The following is a 20078-nucleotide window of genomic DNA, read 5'->3' as shown; positions in this document are numbered from 1 at the left end:
TGGCTTGGCGTTAAGCCGGGCTGTGGGTAGTTTGAGACAGCAAGAACAAGGGTTGCTCCCCCCAATGCGATTTCTGCGCCGATCCCTCGTGGGCCTTTTCCTGATGGCGGTGACCGTCGGGCTGCTGACCTATGCCGGCTATGCCGTCTATGGCGCGCTGGAAACCGTGTGGAACCGCGAGGAACGCGTGCGCCCGGCGAACGAGCGTGTCTTCGCGGTGAACGTGCGGGCCTACGAACCCGTGTCCGTAACCCCGGTTCTGACCAGTTTTGGCGAGGTCCGCAGCCGGCGCACGCTGGAGGTGCGGGCGACCGCGTCCGGCACCGTCGTCGAACTGGCGGAGGATTTCGAGGATGGCGGCTCGGTCAGCCAGGGCGAGTTGCTGCTGCGGGTCGACCCGCGCACGGCGGAGGCCGCGCTGGAAGTGGCGAAGACCGACCTTGCAGAGGCCGAGGCCGAGTTGCGCGATGCGCGCCGCGCGCTGGTGCTGGCGCGGGACGATGTGACCTCGGCAGAGGAACAGGCGGCGCTGAGGACGCAGGCGCTGGCGCGGGCGCGCAACATGGCGTCCAGCGGCATCGGGACCGAGGCTGCGGTGGACGACGCCGCGCTGGCCGAAGCTTCTGCCAAGCAGGCGATCCTGTCGCGCCGGCAGGCGCTGGCGGATGCAGAGGCGCGGGTGGACAGCGCCCAGAACGCGCTGGCGCGCGCCGAGATCGCGCTGTCCGACGCCGAACGGGCGCTGGCCGATACCGAGCTTCATGCCGAGTTCGCGGGTACTCTATCCGACGTGGCGGTGGTCGAGGGACGGCTGGTGCAGAACAACGAGCAGGTGGCGAACCTTGTCGATCCGGATCGTCTGGAAGTCTCGTTCCGGATCTCCAACACCGAATACGCCCGGATCCTCGATGCCTCGGGCGACCTGATGCGGTCGCCGGTTCGGATCTCGCTGGACGTGCTGGGCGGCAACCTTGTGACCGAAGGTGTGATCACCCGCGAAAGCGCTTCTGTCGGGACCGGCACGACCGGGCGGCTGATCTTCGCGCGGATCGATGCGCCGCGCGGCTTCCGGCCCGGCGATTTCGTCAGCGTTCACGTGAACGAGCCGGAACTGGACAACGTGGCCGTGCTGCCGTCGACCGCGCTGGACGCGGCGAACACGGTGCTTGTCGTCGGTGACGATGACCGGCTGGAAGTCGCGCAGGTGGACCTGCTGCGGAGACAGGGCGACGACGTGATCGTGCGCGGCGCGGGGCTGGACGGACGACTGGTGGTCGCCGAGCGGTCGCCCCTGCTGGGAGCCGGCATCAAGGTGCGGCCGGTGTCGCCCGAGCTTGAAAGTGCCGAGGCCGAAGCGCCGGCGATGGTCGAGCTAAGCGACGAGCGGCGCGCGGAACTGGTGGCGCTGGTCGAGGCGAACCAGTTCATGCCGCAGGCCGCGAAGGACCGCGTGCTGGCGCAGCTGGCGCAGCCGATGGTGCCTGTCGCCACGGTGGAACGGATCGAATCCCGCATGGGCGGCTGACCTCCCAAGGGAGGCGCGCCCGAATGAGAGGCGAGAATGGCTGAACGTTTCCGACAGGTCGGCGGCATCCTGTCCTACTTCACCCGCCATGCCACCGCGGCGAACCTGCTGCTGGTGCTGCTGATCGCCGCCGGCGTTCTGGCCTTCCCCCGGATGCGGGCGCAGTTCTTTCCGGACGTGATCGTCGACGAGATCGAGGTTTCGGTCAGCTGGGACGGTGCCGGGGCCGAGGACGTGGACCGCGCCATCGTTCAGTTGATGGAGCCGGTGCTGATGGCGGTCGAAGGCGTCGCGTCGACCGAAGCGCGGTCGTCGGAAGGCAGCGCGCGGATCGACCTTGAGTTCGAGCCCGGATGGGACATGGCGCGCGCGCTGGACGATGTCGAGACGGCAGTGGACAGCGTCAGCAACCTGCCGGAGGACGCGGACGACCCGCGCGTGTCGCGGGGCGGCTGGCGCGACCGCGTGACCGACGTGGTGATCACAGGGCCGGTGGGCGTGGACCAGCTGGGCCGCTTTGCCGACGAGTTCGTGACGCGGCTGTTCGCCGAGGGCGTGACACGCACCACGATCCGCGGTGTTGCAGCGCCCGAGACAGTGGTCGAGGTGCCAACCATCGCGCTGATCGAGCATGACATCTCCATGCAGGAGATCGCCGACGCCATCGCCGCCGAGGCAGAGGCGAACCCCTCTGGCGACGTGGACGGCGCGAATGCGCGGGTGCGCACCGGCGTGGCCAAGACGCGCGCCGACGAGATCGCGGGCATCGTGCTGCGCACCAACGAAGACCGCTCGAAGCTGACCATCGGGGATGTGGCGACGGTGACGGTCGGCAGGGTGGACCGCGAGCGGGCCTATTTCGTGGGTCCGAACCCCGCGATCTCGGTCCGGGTGGACCGGTCGGATCAGGGCGACGCCATCGGCATTCAGCAGCAGGTCGAAGAGGTCGCCGCCGAGATGGAGACCACCCTGCCCGCCGGCGTGTCCATAGACCTGATCCGCACCCGGGCCGAGGCGATCACCAACCGCCTGAACATCCTGACCGACAACGGGCTGATGGGGCTGGGGCTGGTTTTGCTTCTGCTGTTCCTGTTCCTGAACGCCCGCAGCGCATTCTGGGTGGCGGCCGGCATCCCGGTGGCGATGACCAGCGCCATCGCGATGATGTATGCCTTCGGGCTGACCATCAACATGATCTCTTTGTTCGCGCTGATCATCACGCTGGGCATCGTGGTGGACGACGCCATCGTCGTTGCAGAACACGCCGATCACCGCGCCCGCAGGCTGCCGGAATCCCCGGTCGAGGCCGCCGAGAACGCGGCGCGCAAGATGTTCCCGCCGGTGTTCTCGTCCACCATCACCACCGTTATCGCCTTCTTCGGCCTCGTCGCCATCGGCGGGCGGTTTGGAGAGATGATCGCGGATATTCCATTCACGGTCATCGTGGTCCTGCTGGCCTCGCTGATCGAGTGCTTCCTGATCCTGCCGAACCACATGGCGCACTCCATCGCCCATTCCGGCAAGGAGCACTGGTACGACTGGCCCAGCCGCACGGTGAACAAGGGCTTCCGCTGGTTCCGCGAGACGCTGTTCCGCCCGTTCATGTGCTTTGTCGTCTGGGCGCGGTATCCGGTGGTGGCGCTGGCGGTGGTCCTGCTGGCGCTGCAGGCGGCGGCGTTTATTCGAGGCGATCTTCAGTGGCGGTTCTTCAACTCGCCCGAGCAGGGGTCGGTGTCCGGCAACTTTGCCATGGCGCCCGGCGCCACGCGCGAGGACACGATGGCGATGATGCGCGAGATGCAGCGCGCCACCGATGCCGTCGCCGAACGTCTGGCGGAAGAGCACGGCGCCAACCCGCTGGATTATGTGATCGCCGAGATCGGCGGCAACACCGGGCGCGGGCTGGCCGGGACCGAGAACAAGGAGGACTACCAGCTTGGGTCCATCGCGATAGAGCTGATCGGGGCCGACCTGCGGCCCTATTCCAGCTTCGAGTTCGTCGCGATGCTGCAGGAAGAGGTACGCCAGCACCCGATGGCCGAGACGGTCAGCTTCCGCGGCTGGCGGTCCGGGCCCGGCGGCGATGCCATCGACGTGCAACTGTACGGCGCATCGGCGGATGTCCTGAAAGAGGCCGCCGAAAGCCTGAAGCAGTCGCTGGCGCAGTATCCCGAGGTCTCTGCGCTGGAGGACTCGCTGTCCTACGACAAGGAAGAAATGATCCTGCAACTGACGCCGCAGGGGCAGGCGCTTGGCTTCACCATCGGCGAGCTTGGCAGCGTTCTGCGCAACCGTCTGAACGGGATCGAGGCCGCGACCTATCCCGACGGTCCGCGCACCGCGTCGATCATGGTCGAACTGCCGCCCGGCGAACTGACCGCCGATTTCCTTGAACGCACCCGCATGCGGTCGGCCGCCGGGGACTACGTGGCGCTGGCGGATATCGTGACGGTGCAGCGCGAGGCCGGTTTCTCGACCGTTCGACGCGAGAACGGGTTGCAGCTGATCTCGGTCAACGGCGACCTGTCCGAAGACGATCCGGCCCGCGCCGCGCTGGTGATGACCGAACTGGAAAACGTGATCCTGCCCGCGCTGGAAGAACGCTTCGGCGTGTCCTCGCAACTGGCCGGGCTGTCGGAGCAGGAGAACGAGTTCCTGAACGACGCCCGCACCGGGTTCCTTCTGTGCCTGCTGGGCATCTACCTTGTGCTTGCATGGATCTTCGGCAGCTGGACGCGTCCGGTCGTGGTGATGTCGATCATCCCCTTCGGCCTGATCGGGGCGTTCTACGGCCACATCCTGTGGGAGGTGCCGCTGTCGATGTTCTCGGTCGTGGGCCTGATCGGCATGACGGGGATCATCATCAACGACTCGATCGTTCTGGTGACCACGGTCGACGAGTACGCCGCCGAGCGTGGGCTTTTCCCGGCCATCGTGGACGGCGCCTGCGACCGTCTGCGGGCGGTGATGCTGACCACGCTCACCACCGTACTTGGCCTTGCGCCGCTGCTGTACGAAAGCTCGCAGGATGCGCAGTTTCTGAAACCCACCGTCGTCACGCTGGTCTACGGGCTTGGCTTCGGCATGGTGCTGGTGCTGATGGTGGTGCCGGCGCTGATGGCGATGCAGCAGGACGTTGCCCGGCAGACGGGCGCGCTGCGCCGCGCGCTGCGGATGCCGTCGCAGGGCCGCGCGGTGTCGGCAGCGGCGGTGGTCGCGGGGCTGGGGGTCGTCGCACTGCTGGTCGGAACGCTTGGGTGGACGATCGCGACTGGCGGGCTGCCGCAGCCGCTGAGTGGTCTGTTGCCCGAGGGCGCAGAAGGCATGACCGTCGCGCTGGTGCTGTTCCTTGCGGGAACGGCCATCTGGGTGCTGGCGGTGTGGCTGGTGTCGGTGGTGCTGGCGCTGGTCACGGCCCGGCGCGGCGGGGCGACACCGGCAGAGTGATCAGGGGCGCGGGCGGTTCAGCCCGTGCAGCCCCAAATGTCGACCGCGCGGCCATTGCCCAGAACCGTGATCCGAAGCTTCGAGCGATCCAGCGAGAACGGCTTGGCGTTGGGCGGCACCATCTCTGTTACCGCGGTCAGGGCGCCACCGTCACGATGGGCTTCGGCTTCGGCGACCCAGATCGTCTGATCCGGATGCTCGAACACGGCGACTTCTCCGGGCCCGAGGCTGGGCATCGACAGGGTCGCGGTGATGCGCAGACCATCCTTGATCGGTTCGACCGAACAGCGGGCCGAGGCGACGCTGGCTTCGGTTTCGGAAAACGGCTGCGCCGCCAGCGCAGCGCGGATGCGGGGATCGGCCTGCCCCGGCTCGGACAGGTCGGCGGAGACCGTCACGTTCAGCGGCAGGCAGACGTCGTGGCAGACGCCAAGCTGGACCGCCGCATTCAGGACGATGGGTTGATCCGGGCGTTCCGGGGTCAGTTCGATGGGCAGGATCAACTCGTGCTTGTAGCCGATGGTTCGCATGCCGTTGACGTCGAACACGGACGGCACGGGCCAGTGAAACGCCACCGTCCGCAGGTTGCTGCTGCCGTGCCAGTCGAAGCGCGGCGGGATGCCCGCATCGCCGGGCGCACGCCAATAGGTCTTCCACCCCGGCGACAACTGAATGCGCAGCGCGGTCATCCGCGTGCCCGAAGGCGTGCGCCATCCGGGCAGCACCGTCACCTGCGCGGCCTGCTCGGGCAGGACGGCCTGCGCGGCTGCGGGAGCGGGCAGAACATTGCCCGACCCGACGGCCGCCATTGACAAAAGGGCGTATGCGCACAGCTTCTTAATCATCGCCGCCAACTTATGCATCACCGGCGAAACCGGAAATCACATTCGGGCGATGCCATCGTGGGTGTGTTAAATCACCCACTTGCGGCACGGACCGGAATCTGCGGAGAATGGCACCATGGTCCCCGACAGCCATTTCAACGATCTGAGCGGCAAACTTCTGATCGCGATGCCCGGAATGGGCGATCCGCGATTCGAGAAAAGCGTCGTCTTCATGTGCGCCCATTCCGACGACGGCTCGATGGGGCTGATCGTCAACAAGCCCGCCCCCGGCGTGGCGATGGACGATCTTCTGGAACAGCTCGACATTCCGCGCGGCGCGGCAAGCGAAGGCGTGGGTGTCCACTTCGGCGGCCCGGTCGAGCACGGGCGCGGCTTCGTCCTGCACAGCGGCGACTACGCGACGCAGTCCTCGACGCTTCAGGTCGACGACCGGTTCGGCATGACCGCGACGCTGGATATCCTGCAGGACATGGCCAGCGGCGGCGGTCCCGAGAAGCGCATTCTTGCGCTGGGCTACTCCGGCTGGGGCCCGGGGCAGCTTGAGGACGAGATCCAGCAGAACGGCTGGCTGACCTGTGACGCGACGCCCGAGATCGTGTTCGCGGCGGACAACGGCGGCAAATGGTCGGCGGCGCTGGCCTCGCTGGGCATCGACCCGCTGTCGCTCTCGGCGGAAGCCGGTCACGCCTGACGCCTCGGACCATTCCGGGATAATCGGCTAAGCGCGATCTTTCGGATGATCGTTTTACGTCAGTCTTTGGGTGCGGCGGCCCGGCGCAGGCGGTCGTTGATCGCGCGGCCAAGCCCATGGTCCGGGATCGGCGCCACCGCGATGGGTTTGCCGATCTCGTCCAGCTTTCGCATTGCCGAGAACAGGTTCGCCGCCGCTTCGACAAGGTCGCCGGCAGGCGACAGGTTCAGGTCGCAGTCCATGTGTCCGAAACCCAGCAGGCTTTCCCCCGGACGCGCCGAGTCGGCCTCCAGCCGGATCGCCGCCTCGGGCGCATAGTGCGACGTCATCTGCCCCGGTGCGTTGATCCCGCCGCCGTGGGCGGCCAGCGGCGCCCCAAGGCAGGCTTCGATTGCTTCGACCGGCAGACCGCCCGGACGCAACAGCGTCGGTTCCGGCTGGGTCGTGACGATGGTCGATTCCACACCCACCGGGCAAGGCCCGCCATCCAGCACGGCGGCGATACGGCCATCCAGACCGTCCAGCACATGCTGCGCCGTGGTCGGGCTGATCCGCCCTGAAGGGTTGGCCGAGGGTGCCGCCACAGGCCGTCCGGTCAGACGCAGCAGGTCGCGCGCCAGCGGATGCTCGGGCACGCGGACCGCCACCGTGGGCAGGCCCGCAGTCACCAGCGGCGCGATGCCCGCGTCCGGTTTCAGTGGCAATACCAGCGTCAGCGCGCCGGGCCAGAACGCATCCGCCAGCCGCCGCGCGTCTTCGTCCATCTCGACATAACGCTCGGCCTTGGCGGCGTCGGAGAGGTGGATGATCAGCGGGTTGAAACTGGGACGGCCCTTTGCCTCGAATATCCGCGCGACGGCGGTGTCGTCGGTGGCGTCTCCGCCAAGGCCATAGACCGTCTCTGTCGGCAACGCGACCAGCGCGCCAGAGCGCAGCAATTCAGCGGCGCGGGCCAGCCCCTTGGTATCGGGTTGCAGGTGTTCGGTCCGGTATTCGGTTATGACGCTGCGTCCTTGCTGCGGCGGTGCGAAACCGCATGTTAGGTTCCGTGGGATGTAGCGGGATGGGTCCCCGCTGCGCAAGAGAGGAGGGCCTGGGATGCCGTATCGCGCCCCTGTCGCCGAGTTCCGGTTCCTGTTCGACCACGTGGTGGGGTTCGCACAGCTGGCCGAGACCGAAACCTTCGCCGACGCCACGACCGATGTCGTCGACGCCATCCTGACCGAGGCCGGCCGCATGTGCGAGGACAAGCTCGCGCCCCTGCAGCGGCCCGGCGATCTGAACCCGGCCCGGCTTGAGAACGGCGTGGTCCGCACCTCGCCCGGTTTCGCCGATGGCTACGCCGCGATTGCCGAGGGCGGGTGGATCTCGACCAGCGCGCCCGTCGAGTACGGCGGCATGGGCCTGCCCCTGACCCTTACGACGGCGGTCAACGAGATGATGGGCTCTGCCTGTCTCGCGCTGCAACTGAACCCCTTGATGAGTCAGGGCCAGATCGAAGCTTTGGAGGCGCATGCCAGCGACGAGCTCAAGGCCCTGTACCTGCCCAAGCTGATCTCTGGCGAATGGTGCGGCACGATGAACCTGACAGAGCCGCAGGCCGGATCGGACGTGGGCGCACTGCGCAGCAAGGCCGAGCCGAACGGCGACGGCACCTATGCGATCAGCGGCCAGAAGATCTATATTTCTTGGGGTGACAACGATTTTACAGGCAACGTCTGCCATCTCGTGCTGGCGCGGTTGCCCGATGGCGTGCCGGGAACGAAGGGCATCAGCCTGTTCCTTGTACCCAAGTACATCCCGGACGCCGAAGGCAATCCCGGCAAGGCGAACGACCTGCGTGTCGTCAGCCTTGAACACAAGATGGGCCTGCACGGCTCGCCCACCTGCGTAATGGAATACAGCGGCGCGACCGGCTGGCTGGTCGGCCCCGAGCATGGCGGCATGGCCGCGATGTTCACGATGATGAACAACGCCCGGCTTGGCGTGGGCGTGCAGGGTCTGTCCGTGGCCGAGGCGGCGACGCAGAAGGCGCTGGAATACGCGCTGGAGCGCACGCAGGGCCGCAGCCCGATCCAGAACGGCACCGGCACCATCGCCGATCATGCCGATGTGCGGCGAATGCTGGCGACGATGAAGGCCGAGACCTTCGCCGCCCGCGCCATCGCCCTGTCGAACGCCATCGCCATCGACATGGCAAACGCCACCGGCGAGGCGGATTGGAAGACCCGCGCCGCTTTCCTGACCCCGATCACCAAGGCCTATGGCACCGACACCGGCGTTACCGTCGCCGAACTTGGCGTGCAGGTTCACGGCGGCATGGGCTATATCGAAGAGACCGGCGCGGCACAGTACTATCGCGACGTCCGCGTCACCGCGATCTACGAGGGCACCAACGGCATTCAGGCGATGGACCTTGTCGGCCGCAAGATGATGGACGGCGGCGAGTGCGCCTACCGCCTGCTGGACGAAATCCAGTCCTGCGCCGAGGAATCCCGCGGCGTGATGGCCGACCTTGCGCAAGAGGTCTGGGACGCCGCCGAGAACCTTCGCGAAACGACCGAGTGGCTGGCCGGGCAAGAGATGTCCGAGCGCTTCGCCGTCGCGGTGCCCTTCCTGAAGGCGTGGGCACGGGTGCTAGGCGCGCATTACCTGCTGCGCGCGGCGTTCGCCGAGGACGGCGCGGGCGATCACAGCCCGCTGGCCGCTTTCCACATCCGGCGGCTGCTGCCTGAACACAAAGGGCTGTGCGCCCATGTCCGGCAGGGCTCGACCGGGCTGTACGACGTGACGACCGAGGCGCTGGCAGTCTGATGGACGGCTCCGCCCCCCTTCGCTTCCCGCACGAGACGGCGCCGGAACCCGGCGAGGCCGTCGAGATGGCCAAGGGGGTGCTGTGGCTGCGCATGCCGCTGCCGATGAAGCTGGACCATGTGAATTGCTACGCATTGGCGGATGACGATGGCTGGACCATCGTGGACACCGGCGTGTCCGACGACCGGACCAAGCGGTACTGGCGCGAGGCCCTTGAAGGGCCGCTGTCGGCGCGACCGGTCAAGCGGCTTCTGGTGACGCATCACCACCCCGACCACGTGGGGCTTGCCGGCTGGTTCCAGTCGGAACTCGGGGCCGAGCTGATCATCCCCCGCACCGCATGGCTTCTTGCGCGGATGCTGGTTCTTGACGAACAGCACCGGCCCGCGACCGAGCAGCTAGAGTTCTGGCGCGCTGCCGGCATGGCTGCGGAGCTGCTGGAGAAGGCGAAGGACGAACGCCCGTTCAACTTTGCCGACGTGGTCGAGCCGCTGCCACTGGGCTTCACACGCCTGCGCGAGGGCGACGTGCTGCATCTGGCCGGGCGCGACTGGGACGTGCGGATGGGTGACGGGCACGCGCCCGAGCATGCAACGCTCTGGAGCCGGGATGGCGAGCTTGTCCTTGGCGGCGATCAGTTGCTGGCGTCGATCTCGCCCAACCTCGGCGTCTATGCGACCGAACCGAACGCTGACCCCGTGGGCGAATGGCTGGACAGCTGCCTGCGCCTTGCGCCCTTTGCTGTGGACGAACAGCTTGTGCTGCCGGGGCACAAGCTGCCCTACACCGGCTTGCCGACCCGCATGGTGCAACTGCTGGACAACCATCACGAGGCGCTGGCCCGGCTGCTGGATTCTCTGGATACGCCGAAGACCGCTGCGGATTGCTTCTCGGTTCTGTTCCGCTCGACCATCAACGAGGGGAACTATGGCCTTGCCCTTGTCGAGGCGGTGGCGCACCTGAACCACCTGCTGTTCCTTGGCAAGGTCTCGCGTCAGCGGCGCGGGGATGGTGCATGGCTGTGGCAGCGGATAGGGTCCGGCCATGACCAACGAACGGACCACTGACGAGATCAGGACCACCGCCGAAGCGCACGAGGACGACGCCATTCCGCGCGCGCATTCCGTGCATGCCGACCCCGAGGAAGAGGCACGGAACTGCGCGCTTGAGATCCCCGAGGTCGTGGCGGAAAGGCCACTTTCGGCGAAAAGCCCGGCCCGTTGGGCCTATGAGCGGCTTATCCTCTACATCCGCAATTTCGAGAAACAGCTCGACAACCAGCACGAGGTCGCGATGGGCTTCACCGGGGCCGAAGCCGGGGTGATCCGGATCGAGGGAATCGGGTACTACGACCCCGATATCGTTACCTTTTACGGCACCGACCCGGCCGGTGGGCGGAACCAGCTGATCCAACACGTCAGCCAGTTGAACGTGCTGCTGCGCGCGGTGCCGAAACGCACTGCCGAGGACGCGCCAAGGCGTATCGGGTTCCGGCTTGCCGCCGATCTCGAAGAAGACGCGTCCGCTGCCGACGAGGCCACGCCGGATCAGGTCTGATCTGCGGCGCAGCGCCACGTGACAGGGGGGGCGGAATCGTCTAAACCCCGGTTCGACAAAGACACAACTCGATCGGGAACTTGCGATATGGGCGACTACAAGCCGGGCGAAATGGACATCACCGAGCAGGAAAAGACCTTCCACGGGTTCATCAAGGCCGTGGGTTGGGGTGCTGTCTGCATCCTGGTCTTCCTTGTGCTTCTTGCGATGATTAACGGCTAAGTCCGAACCTGACGGGAGACGCGCGATGCGGCGGATAGCCCTTGTTTTGCTGATGCCGCTGTTTCTGGCCGCCTGTGGCGCAGAACCGACCTGGGCGCCCGACGACGCGGTGCAGCGTTCGCTGTATCGGCACGACGGGCCACCGACCATCACGCTGTTCACCGTCATTTCCAACCAGAACGGATCCGGCGGGCATTCCGCGATCATGGTCAACGGGTCGCACCGCGCCATCTTCGACCCCGCCGGGACCTTCCAGCACCCCGCCCTTCCAGAACGCAACGATGTCGTGTTCGGCATGAGCGACAAGGCGGTGCAGTTCTACAACGACTACCACGCTCGGGTGACGTGGCACGTGGTGCGGCAGGATGTCGTGGTGTCTCCCGAGGTGGCAGAGGCCGCGCTTCAGCGGATCCAGTCCTACGGCGCGGTGCCCAAGGCGATGTGCGCGCAGGCAACCTCGTCCATCCTGAACGACCTGCCCGGCTTCCAGCATGTGCCGCAGACCTTCAGCCCGATTGCCGTGATGAACGCCTTCGACAATATCCCTGGCGTGAAAAAATCGGTGTTCCGCGACGACTCGCCCGCGAACAACGATTTCATCAAGGCTCCCGCGGTGCTGTAAGCGCCGCGGCTTTTTCTCAGCCGAAGAAGTACAGCATCACGACCAGAACCACCGCCCCCGATCCGGCGGCGGCCATGAAGTTCTTGGTGAAATAGCCCGCCAGCAACGTCGCCGCAGCCGCCGTCATGCGGGCGGCGTCGGGCTGGCCGCCGGTCGCCTCTGGCCAGATCACCAGTGGGGCGCACAGGCCCGGCAGAACGGCGACCGGCGTATAGCGCAGGTGGCGCAGCACCCAAGCCGGAAGCTTGCGGTCCCCGATCAGCCCAAGGAACGAGAAGCGGATCAGGAAGGTTCCGATGCCCAGAAGAACGATAATCGCCCAGATCGCGGCGGACGAGTAGGTCATGCCTTGCGCGCCTCCAGCCAAAGTTCGACCCTTGCGCCGACGACCATCGCCGCCAGTGCCGCCAGAAGCACGCCCACGCCGGACGGCATCCAGACCAGCAACAAAGCCATGACGATCGAGGTCAGCGCCGCCGCCACATGAGCCAGCGTGCGCAGCGCCGGCGCGATGATCGCGAGGAAGGTGATCGGAACAGCGAAATCCAGCGCCAACTCGGGCGGGATACGCGCGCCGACAACCGCGCCGATCCACGTGAACAGATACCACGGCGGACAGACGGGCGTCGCGACGCCAAGGAAGAACGCCACGCGTTCCGGCACCGTCATCGCGGGCCGCTTTTCGTACTCGGCCTGCGCCAGCGCGAAGGTCTGGTCGACGTTGAAATAGGCGATGACCGCGCGCTGCCACAGGGGCGCGGCGCCAAGGTGCGGCACCAGCGCGGCGGAATACATCGCCATCCGCAGGTTCACCGCCAGCGCGGCGGCCAGCACCATCAGCACGGGCGCGTTGTCCTGCATCAGCTGCAAAGCGGTGATCTGCGCCGCCCCCGCGATGACTAGCGCCGAGAATCCCAGCACCTCGGCCACAGACAGGCCCGCTTCGGTCGCGACGACGCCGAAAACCATCGCGAATGGGATCAGCACCACAAGGAAGGGCACGCCAGCGCGGAACCCGCGCCAATAGGCGGACCGGACCTGCGATGTCACGCGAAGACGCCGGTTACACGGCCAAGCAGCATGAACGCGCGCGCGGTGCGCGTGTTCGACAACTGGGCAATCTCGCTATCGTTGGCGCGGGGTTCGAAATCGGCAAGCATCTTGTCGAAGCGACGAAGGAACTGGTGCGCGGCGCTGCGGAATGTGGGGTCCTGCCGCATCCGCCCCGCCGTCAGCGCCAGCGAGGACCGGTCACGCACGCCACCAAGCCCGGCCACCGCCCTGCCCCGCTCGCCCTGGGCGAAGCGGCGCCAGATCTCGGGGCGCGCCCGGTCCGGCACCAGATCGTCCATATAGATGCCTTCCTCGGCAAGCAGCGTCAGCACATCCTGCGCCGACGTGATCAGCTGCGCGATCTGCCGGTCGTGCAGCGCACGGCGCAGCGCGCGGAAGCCTTCCTTGTCCTCGCCGTTTTCCGGGAAGTTGAGCGCCCGCAGGAAATCGGGGGTAGAGACCGGCTCGGCGATATCTTCCGCCGAAGTCCCCAGCGCAAGCGCCGGCTGGTCGTCCGTCGCGGCGGCGGAAGCCGATGCGGGTGGCGGCAGGTGGCGGGTATGGATCTCGACCGGCTCGCGGATCGAGGTGAAGGTTGCCAGCGCGGTTTCCGTCTTGCGGGCGGCGCGGGCGATCTCGTCCAGCTTGTCCTCGACCGTCGGGCGCGGAAGCCCGCCGGGGTACTGCTGCTGCATGTAAGTGTTGCGCATGGCGTCGATGGTGGCGTTAAGCCGCGCGCTCTCCTCGCGCATGACGCGGCTGGCGCGGGCGGTCGCAGCGGCGACCCAGATCACCGCGACCGGCATGAAGATCGCAATCAGCGTCATCACGAAGTTGCCGGAGTCGACGGACGGACGGTCGCCGCTGGTGAACAGGAAGAACAGGCCGACGCTGGCGATCCACATGACCGACAGGACGATGGCGATGATCTCGGCCGCCGTTATCCGGTAAGGCGTGTCTTGCCGCGGCACCGCCGGTCGCCTGGTCTTCGTGTCGGTATCGGCCATGCCGGTGTCAACGCTTCCAGAAGAGGCCGCAGCCTACTTGTACTCGATCGAGAGAACCTCGTAGCTCTTCTCGCCGCCGGGGGTGCGAACCTCGACGCTGTCGCCTTCGTCCTTGCCGATCAGCGCGCGCGCCAGCGGCGAGGCGATGTTCAGCTTGCCGGCGGCGATGTCCGCCTCGGGCTCGCCGACGATCTGATACACCTTCTCTTCGTCGGTGTCCTCGTCGACCAGCTTGATCGTCGCACCGAACTTGATGGTGCCCGACAGCTTTTCCGGGTCGAACACGTCGGCGCGGCCGATGATCGCTTCGAGTTCCTTGATCCGCGTCTCGATGAAGCCCTGCTTTTCGCGGGCAGCGTGATACTCGGCGTTCTCCGACAGATCGCCATGCTCGCGCGCCTCGGCAATCGCCCGGATCACGGCGGGCCGTTCGATCGACTTCAGCGTCTTCAGTTCGTCGTTCAGCGCGGTGTAACCCGCGCGGGTCAGCGGTATCTTTTCCATGCGTCCGGCGGCCAGATTTAGATTGGGGATTGGATTTGCCTTGGCGCACTACCTCATAGCATGGGCCGCGAAAGTCAAGCGCCGCACCCGGACAGGCGCGGCGCCGCCGGGCGGACGCAACAGACCGCCGGCAGGTGTCATGCGTAGCTGACGACCTCGAACTCGATGCCGTCGCCGTCGTGGAAATAGAAGCGGCGTCCGGGCTCATAGTCGGCATGGCTGTGGGTTTCGAACCCCTGCGCCTTGACCCTGGCCTCGGTCTTGTCGAGGTCGTCGACCACGATGCCCACATGGTTCAGGCCGCCGATGGTGTGATAGTTGTCGTCGGTCGCGGGACGCGCGCCGCCGGGATTGTAGATCGCCAGATAGCTGTCGTCGGTGCCCACGTGGATCGACCGGCCGCCATGGATCGCGTCGCCCTGCCAGCGGATCTTCCAGCCGAACACATCGCACAGCCAGGCGGCGGTGGCATCGGGATCGGCGACGGTGAAATTGGTGTGCTCGAGTACGGAACGGGTCACGAAAATCTCCTCTCTGCTTTTCGGGTCCGAATCGAGTTGTAGTTCCTCAAGTCCGCTTGAGGTCAAGCGCCCTGCTACGCCGTGTCCCGATTGACCCCCGCCGCGCCTGACTTTACCTGTGTTCCAACTCAGCGCACCACGCGGACAGCAGGACAGGGAGACGCAAGGCATGGCGGAGATCGAACGCGAGTCGATGGAATATGACGTGGTCATCGTGGGCGCAGGCCCCGCCGGCCTGTCCGCCGCCATCCGCCTGAAACAGCTCGATTCCGACCTGAGCGTCGTTGTCCTAGAGAAAGGGTCCGAAGTCGGCGCCCACATCCTGTCCGGCGCCGTTCTGGACCCGTCGGGCATCGACGCGCTGATCCCGGACTGGAAGGAAAAGGGCGCACCCATCAAGACGAAGGTGACGAAGGACAACTTCTACCTTCTGGGCGAAGGCGGTCACATGCGGGTGCCGAACTGGCCGATGCCGCCGCTGATGAACAACCACGGCAACTACATCGTCTCGATGGGCAACGTCTGCCGCTGGATGGCCGAACAGGCCGAGGAACTGGGCGTCGAGATCTTCCCGGGCATGGCGTGCTCGGAACTGGTCTATGACGGCGACCGCGTGAAGGGTGTCGTGGCCGGCGTCTTCGGGCTGGAGCCCGATGGCAGCTATGGCCCGAACACAGAGCCGGGGATGGAACTGCACGGCAAGTACGTGTTCATCGCCGAGGGCGTGCGCGGATCGCTCGCGAAAGAGCTGATCGCCAAGTACGACCTGTCCAAGGAAAGCGGCCCCCAGAAATACGGCATCGGTATCAAGGAAATCTGGGACATCGACCCCGAGAAGCACCGCGAGGGCACGGTCACCCATACGATGGGCTGGCCGCTTGGGTCGAACGCGGGCGGCGGGTCCTTCGCCTATCACGCCGAGAACAACCAGCTGTTCCTCGGGTTCGTGGTTCACCTGAACTACAAGAACCCGTACCTGCGCCCCTATCAGGAATTCCAGCGGATGAAGCACCATCCGGTGATCGCGGACCTGCTGGAAGGCGGCAAGCGCGTCGCCTATGGCGCCCGCGCCATCACCGAGGGCGGCTATCAGGCGATGCCCCATCCGGTGTTCCCCGGCGGCGCGCTGCTGGGCTGCTCGGTCGGGCTGGTGAACGTGCCGCGCATCAAGGGCAATCACAACGCGATGCTGTCGGGCAAGGCCGCCGCCGAAGCCGCCTATGAGGCGCTGAAGGCTGGCCGCGAGGGGGACGTGCTGGACAGCTACGCCACCGAGCTGAAGGAAGGCCCGGTCGGCAAGGACCTGAAGCGGGTCCGCAACGTGAAACCGATGTGGTCGAAGTTCGGTCTGGCCGCCTCGCTGGCGCTGGGCGGGTTCGACATGTGGACGAACAACCTGTTCGGCCTATCCCTGTTCGGCACGCTGAAGCACGGCAAGACCGACGCCGCCGCGACCGGCAAAGCGTCGAGCTTCAAGCCGATCGACTATCCCAAGCCGGATGGAACCATCAGCTTCGACCGCCTGACCTCGGTCAGCTTCTCGATGACCAACCACGAGGAAAGCCAGCCCTGCCACCTGCGGCTCAAAGACCCGGAGGTGCCGATCAAGGTCAACCTGCCCGAGTTCGACGAGCCGGCGCAGCGCTATTGCCCCGCAGGCGTCTACGAGGTGGTCGAGAAGGACGGCAAGCCCGAGTTCGTGATCAACTTCCAGAACTGCGTCCACTGCAAGACCTGCGACATCAAGGATCCCAGCCAGAACATCAACTGGACCACGCCGCAGGGCGGGGACGGGCCGAACTATCCCAACATGTGACCGGATGACCGGCGCGGCGAAGAACCGTTTCTCGGGCTGTTTCGCGGGCCGTTCGCCGCGTTTCCGGGCATTTCCGGGCGGAAACCTGCGCATTTCCCTTCAAATGCTGGTTCCGCAGGGTAACACTCCCGTGTGGCGGCCTGCCGTCGCGGCGCCGCTCATTGCGTCGTAACCCCTCCGGGTCTAGTCTTCGCCGACTGGTAGAAAGAGGCTTGACCGTGTCCGACCGTTTTTCCGTGAAAGTGATCGCCTTCGCCCTTGCCGGCCTTGGGCTGAGCGCACCGGCGCCGGCCGCCGCGCAGGGCGTGGCCGGGCCCTATCTGGCCGCCCGCCACGCGTCGATCTTCAGCGATTTCCGTGCCGCCGCCGACTACTACGGGCAGGCGATCATGAAAGACCCGTCGAACCCCGCGCTGCTGGAAAGCGCCGCGATGTCCTACATCGCGCTGGGTGACGTCGACAAGGCGGCCGCCGTGGCCCGCCGGCTAAGCTCGCTGGGCGTCAGCAGCCAGATCGCCAACATGGCGCTGCTGGCCGAGGAACTGAAATCCGAAAGCTTCGACACCGTCATCGATGACATGGAAGGCGGCCTGTCGATTGGCGAGGCGATGGATCCGCTGATCCGCGCTTGGTCCCAGATCGGCGCCGGCCGCATGTCCGAAGCCATCGCGACCTTCGACGAACTCGCGCAGAACGACGGGATGGAACTGTTTGGCCTGTACCACAAGGCCATGGCGCTTGCGACGGTGGGCGACTTCGAGGGTGCCGAGGAAATCCTGTCGGGAGAGACCGCGGGCCCGCTGAACCTGACGCGCCGCGGCATCATCGCCTACGCCGAGGTACTGAGCCAGCTGGAACGCAACGCGGACGCCATCGAACTGCTGCAACAGGCATTCGGCGAAAGCCTCGACGCCGAGCTGGAAGGCATTCTGGCTGACCTCGAGGACGGCGAAGTGCTGCCGTTCGATTCCGTCCGCAACGCCAAGGACGGCGCCGCAGAGGTGTTCCTTGTCGTCGCCGGCGCGCTGTCGGGCGAGACCGCGGACAGCTACACCCTGCTTTACAGCCGCATCGCGGAATACCTGCGTCCCGGCCATGTCGACGCGATCCTGCTGTCGGCCGGTCTGCTGGAAAGCCTCGAGCGTTATGAACTGGCGACAGAAGCCTACAACAGCATCCCGCGCAACCATCCGGCATTCGCCGCCGCGGAACTTGGCCGCGCCGAAGCGCTGCGCAAGTCCGGCAAGACCGAGGCCGCGGTCGAGGTTATGGAGCAACTGACCCGGTCCGAGCCCGACAATCCGGCAGTCTTCGTCACCCTTGGCGATACGCTGCGCGGGCTGGAACGCTATGACGAGGCCACCAAGGCCTATGATGCCGCCCTCGAACTGTTCGACGAGCCGCAGATCGGTCAGTGGATCCTGTATTTCGCCCGCGGGATCACGCATGAACGTGAAAAGCGGTGGGAAGCGGCAGAGGCCGATTTCCGCAAGGCGCTGGAACTGAACCCCGGCCAGCCGCAGGTGCTGAACTATCTCGGCTATTCCTTCGTCGAGATGGGCCGGAACTACGACGAAGCGCTGAAGATGATCGAAGAGGCCGTCGCCGCCGCTCCGAACTCGGGCTACATCATCGACTCGCTGGGCTGGGTGCAGTTCCAGCTGGGCCGCTATGACGAGGCCGTCGTGAACCTTGAACGCGCGGCGGAACTGATGGCGGTGGATCCGGTGATCAACGACCACCTCGGCGATGCCTACTGGGCTGTGGGTCGCGTCACGGAAGCCGAGTTCCAGTGGAAACGCGCGCTGTCCTTCGACCCCGAAGAGGAAGAAGCCGAGCGTATCCGGCGCAAGCTGGAGGTCGGGCTGGACGCGGTCCTGACGGAAGAAGGCGAAGAGCCGATCCGCATGACACAATCGGATGGCTGACGCGGGGTTTGCCCCGGCAAAGGTCAACCTGACACTTCACGTCACAGGCCGGCGGGACGACGGGTATCACCTGCTCGACTCGCTGGTCGTCTTCGCGGACATCGGCGACCTTCTGGAAGTGTTTCCGTCAGACCGACCGTCGCTGCGCGTGTCCGGACCGATGGCCAAGGGCGTCCCGGTTGACGACAGCAACCTCGTTTTGCGCGCCGCGCAGGCGATGGGGCTCAGCGATATCGGCTTTCACCTGCAAAAGCATCTTCCCGCCGCAGCGGGGATCGGGGGCGGCTCGTCCGACGCGGCGGCGGCGCTGCGTCTGCTGGCAGAGGTCAGCGGCGCCCCTCTTCCCGCCGACCGGGGCCTGTCGCTGGGCGCGGACGTGCCGGTCTGTCTGGCCGCCGAGCCGGCGCGCATGTCCGGAATCGGCGAGCGTGTCGACCCGCTGCCGCCGCTGCCGCCTTTTGGAATGGTACTGGCGAACCCCGGCGTTTCGGTCCCGACCGGAGCGGTATTCGCCGCGCTGTCCAGCCGCGACAATGCCCCGATGCCCGCAGACTTGCCGAACTGGCCTGACGCCCGTGCCTTCGCGCGCTGGCTGGGTGAGCAACGCAACGACATGGAAGGCCCGGCGCGCGGCATCGCGCCCGCCATCGGCGTCACGCTGTCCCGCCTGGGCGCGACGGACGGGTGCCTGCTGGCGCGCATGTCGGGATCCGGAGCGACCTGTTTCGCGTTGTACGAAACACTGACAGAGGCAGAAGCCGCCGCGTCGGTCCTTGCCGACCTGCACCCGGATTGGTGGATCGCCGCCGCCGCGCCCTACAGCGCCAGCGCCGCCTAGACGCTCATCGCCAGAACGCGGCTGATCTCGGTAAAGCTGCGGCCGGACTCGGCGGCCCATTCGTTGAACGCGCTCTGAACCCGCGCCATCGCGGTCTTCGACGTCGGCGGCTTGTCGATGACTCCCTCGGCCACCAGCCGGGCGACGACGTCTTGCGAGGGGATGAAGCTGTCGACGCCCATGAACCGCAGCGCATAGGCCCCCGTATTGCCGCCCAGCCGGTTGCCCCGCTTCTTCAGCAGTTCCAGAAGCCCTGCATAATTCTCGCGCGGCCATTCGGCAAAGCACCGGCCCGCGCTGCCGTGGTGGTCCGCAAGGTCGCGCAGCATCACCGCGTTGTCGCGCACCGACCGGATCTTTGCGCCGTGCCGCACGATCCCGGTGTCCTTCAGCAGCGCGTCGAACCAGTCGTCGTCCATCATCGAACAGCGGCCCACGTCGAACCCGGCGAAGGCCTCTTCGAAACCGGGCCACTTCGCCTCGACCACTTTCCAGTTGAAGCCGGAGTTGAAGATCATCTGCGTGAACTTCGCAAGCCACCGGTCATCGGGGATCGCCGCCAGTTCGTCGGGCGACTTCGGCCGGTCCAGCAGCGACTCCAGCACGTCTTCGCCACCTTTTCGGTCGGCGGCAATCTCGTAGATCTCGGCAAAGCTCCTCATACCGGCCATGGTAACACCGGCAGGTC

19 protein-coding genes are annotated in these 20078 nt (G+C 66.4%); 11 read left to right on the top strand and 8 right to left on the bottom strand.

Annotation, left to right across the window (positions count from 1 at the left end; translation table 11 throughout):
- Window positions 1-64: 64 nt before the first annotated feature.
- Both ACP156_RS11465 and ACP156_RS11460 read left to right on the top strand, forming a co-directional pair.
- Window positions 65-1525: an efflux RND transporter periplasmic adaptor subunit gene (locus tag ACP156_RS11465; protein ID WP_425051461.1), complete on the top strand. Its 1461-nt coding sequence runs from the start codon at window positions 65-67 to the stop codon at window positions 1523-1525.
- 36 nt (window positions 1526-1561) lie between these two features.
- The gene (locus ACP156_RS11460; RefSeq protein WP_425051460.1) at window positions 1562-4972 is read left to right on the top strand and encodes an efflux RND transporter permease subunit; all 3411 of its coding nucleotides are present in this window, start codon (window positions 1562-1564) and stop codon (window positions 4970-4972) included.
- A gap of 17 nt (window positions 4973-4989) precedes the next feature.
- Here ACP156_RS11460 and ACP156_RS11455 read toward each other — a convergent pair whose 3' ends face one another.
- A complete protein-coding gene (locus ACP156_RS11455; RefSeq protein WP_425051459.1) occupies window positions 4990-5781 on the bottom strand; it encodes a protein-disulfide reductase DsbD domain-containing protein in 792 nt (263 codons plus the stop codon).
- Between the two features lie 151 nt (window positions 5782-5932).
- Between ACP156_RS11455 and ACP156_RS11450 the strand changes: the two genes are divergently transcribed.
- Entirely contained in the window at window positions 5933-6508 is a 576-nt protein-coding gene (locus tag ACP156_RS11450; RefSeq protein ID WP_425051458.1) for a YqgE/AlgH family protein, read from the top strand.
- Window positions 6509-6567: 59 nt separating this feature from the next.
- On the opposite strand, the gene ACP156_RS11445 is transcribed toward ACP156_RS11450, so the two are convergent.
- Window positions 6568-7509, bottom strand: a complete 942-nt coding sequence (locus ACP156_RS11445; protein ID WP_425051901.1) for an L-threonylcarbamoyladenylate synthase — start codon at window positions 7507-7509, stop codon at window positions 6568-6570.
- 97 nt (window positions 7510-7606) lie between these two features.
- On the opposite strand from ACP156_RS11445, the gene ACP156_RS11440 reads away from it, so the two are divergent.
- The 5 genes from ACP156_RS11440 (at window position 7607) to ACP156_RS11420 (ending at window position 11723) form a co-directional block, all read left to right on the top strand.
- Window positions 7607-9322: an acyl-CoA dehydrogenase gene (locus ACP156_RS11440; protein ID WP_425051457.1), complete on the top strand. Its 1716-nt coding sequence runs from the start codon at window positions 7607-7609 to the stop codon at window positions 9320-9322.
- Window positions 9322-10389 carry an MBL fold metallo-hydrolase gene (locus tag ACP156_RS11435; protein WP_425051456.1) on the top strand — a complete coding sequence of 356 codons (1068 nt, stop codon included), beginning with the start codon at window positions 9322-9324 and terminating at the stop codon, window positions 10387-10389. Before ACP156_RS11440 ends, ACP156_RS11435 begins: the two co-directional genes overlap by 1 nt.
- Window positions 10367-10879, top strand: coding sequence for a DUF6173 family protein (locus tag ACP156_RS11430; protein ID WP_425051455.1), 513 nt, complete (start codon window positions 10367-10369; stop codon window positions 10877-10879). The genes ACP156_RS11435 and ACP156_RS11430 overlap by 23 nt, the downstream gene beginning before the upstream one ends.
- 87 nt (window positions 10880-10966) lie before the next feature.
- The gene (locus ACP156_RS11425; protein ID WP_425051454.1) at window positions 10967-11101 is read left to right on the top strand and encodes an aa3-type cytochrome c oxidase subunit IV; all 135 of its coding nucleotides are present in this window, start codon (window positions 10967-10969) and stop codon (window positions 11099-11101) included.
- A gap of 25 nt (window positions 11102-11126) precedes the next feature.
- Window positions 11127-11723, top strand: coding sequence for a hypothetical protein (locus ACP156_RS11420; protein WP_425051453.1), 597 nt, complete (start codon window positions 11127-11129; stop codon window positions 11721-11723).
- Between the two features lie 16 nt (window positions 11724-11739).
- Here the strand turns inward: ACP156_RS11420 and ACP156_RS11415 are convergent, their stop codons facing one another.
- From ACP156_RS11415 to ACP156_RS11395, 5 genes are all read right to left on the bottom strand, one after another.
- Entirely contained in the window at window positions 11740-12069 is a 330-nt protein-coding gene (locus ACP156_RS11415; protein WP_425051452.1) for an AzlD domain-containing protein, read from the bottom strand.
- Complete coding sequence (locus ACP156_RS11410) at window positions 12066-12773, bottom strand: AzlC family ABC transporter permease (protein ID WP_425051451.1); 708 nt, start codon at window positions 12771-12773, stop codon at window positions 12066-12068. Before ACP156_RS11410 ends, ACP156_RS11415 begins: the two co-directional genes overlap by 4 nt.
- Entirely contained in the window at window positions 12770-13783 is a 1014-nt protein-coding gene (locus ACP156_RS11405; protein WP_425051450.1) for a hypothetical protein, read from the bottom strand. The genes ACP156_RS11410 and ACP156_RS11405 overlap by 4 nt, the downstream gene beginning before the upstream one ends.
- Window positions 13784-13816: 33 nt before the next feature.
- Window positions 13817-14287 carry a transcription elongation factor GreA gene (gene greA, locus ACP156_RS11400; RefSeq protein ID WP_425051449.1) on the bottom strand — a complete coding sequence of 157 codons (471 nt, stop codon included), beginning with the start codon at window positions 14285-14287 and terminating at the stop codon, window positions 13817-13819.
- Between the two features lie 137 nt (window positions 14288-14424).
- A complete protein-coding gene (locus tag ACP156_RS11395) occupies window positions 14425-14808 on the bottom strand; it encodes a VOC family protein (protein ID WP_425051448.1) in 384 nt (127 codons plus the stop codon).
- 169 nt (window positions 14809-14977) lie between these two features.
- Here ACP156_RS11395 and ACP156_RS11390 point away from each other — a divergent pair, with 169 nt between their 5' ends.
- From ACP156_RS11390 to ACP156_RS11380, 3 genes are all read left to right on the top strand, one after another.
- Window positions 14978-16624 (top strand): electron transfer flavoprotein-ubiquinone oxidoreductase, encoded by a 1647-nt coding sequence (locus tag ACP156_RS11390; RefSeq protein WP_425051447.1) that lies wholly within the window; start codon window positions 14978-14980, stop codon window positions 16622-16624.
- 218 nt (window positions 16625-16842) lie between these two features.
- On the top strand, window positions 16843-18552 hold the full coding sequence (locus tag ACP156_RS11385) for a tetratricopeptide repeat protein (protein ID WP_425051446.1): 1710 nt from the start codon (window positions 16843-16845) through the stop codon (window positions 18550-18552).
- Window positions 18545-19390: a 4-(cytidine 5'-diphospho)-2-C-methyl-D-erythritol kinase gene (locus ACP156_RS11380; RefSeq protein WP_425051445.1), complete on the top strand. Its 846-nt coding sequence runs from the start codon at window positions 18545-18547 to the stop codon at window positions 19388-19390. Before ACP156_RS11385 ends, ACP156_RS11380 begins: the two co-directional genes overlap by 8 nt.
- Here ACP156_RS11380 and ACP156_RS11375 read toward each other — a convergent pair.
- Complete coding sequence (locus tag ACP156_RS11375; protein ID WP_425051444.1) at window positions 19387-20061, bottom strand: DNA-3-methyladenine glycosylase I; 675 nt, start codon at window positions 20059-20061, stop codon at window positions 19387-19389. The genes ACP156_RS11380 and ACP156_RS11375 overlap by 4 nt on opposite strands.
- Window positions 20062-20078: the final 17 nt, after the last annotated feature.

This window comes from Psychromarinibacter sp. S121, from assembly GCF_049801035.1.
Taxonomy (GTDB): Bacteria; Pseudomonadota; Alphaproteobacteria; order Rhodobacterales; family Rhodobacteraceae; genus Psychromarinibacter.
Note: the sequence above shows the minus strand (reverse complement) of the source record. Positions and strands in the feature narration are given on the sequence as shown.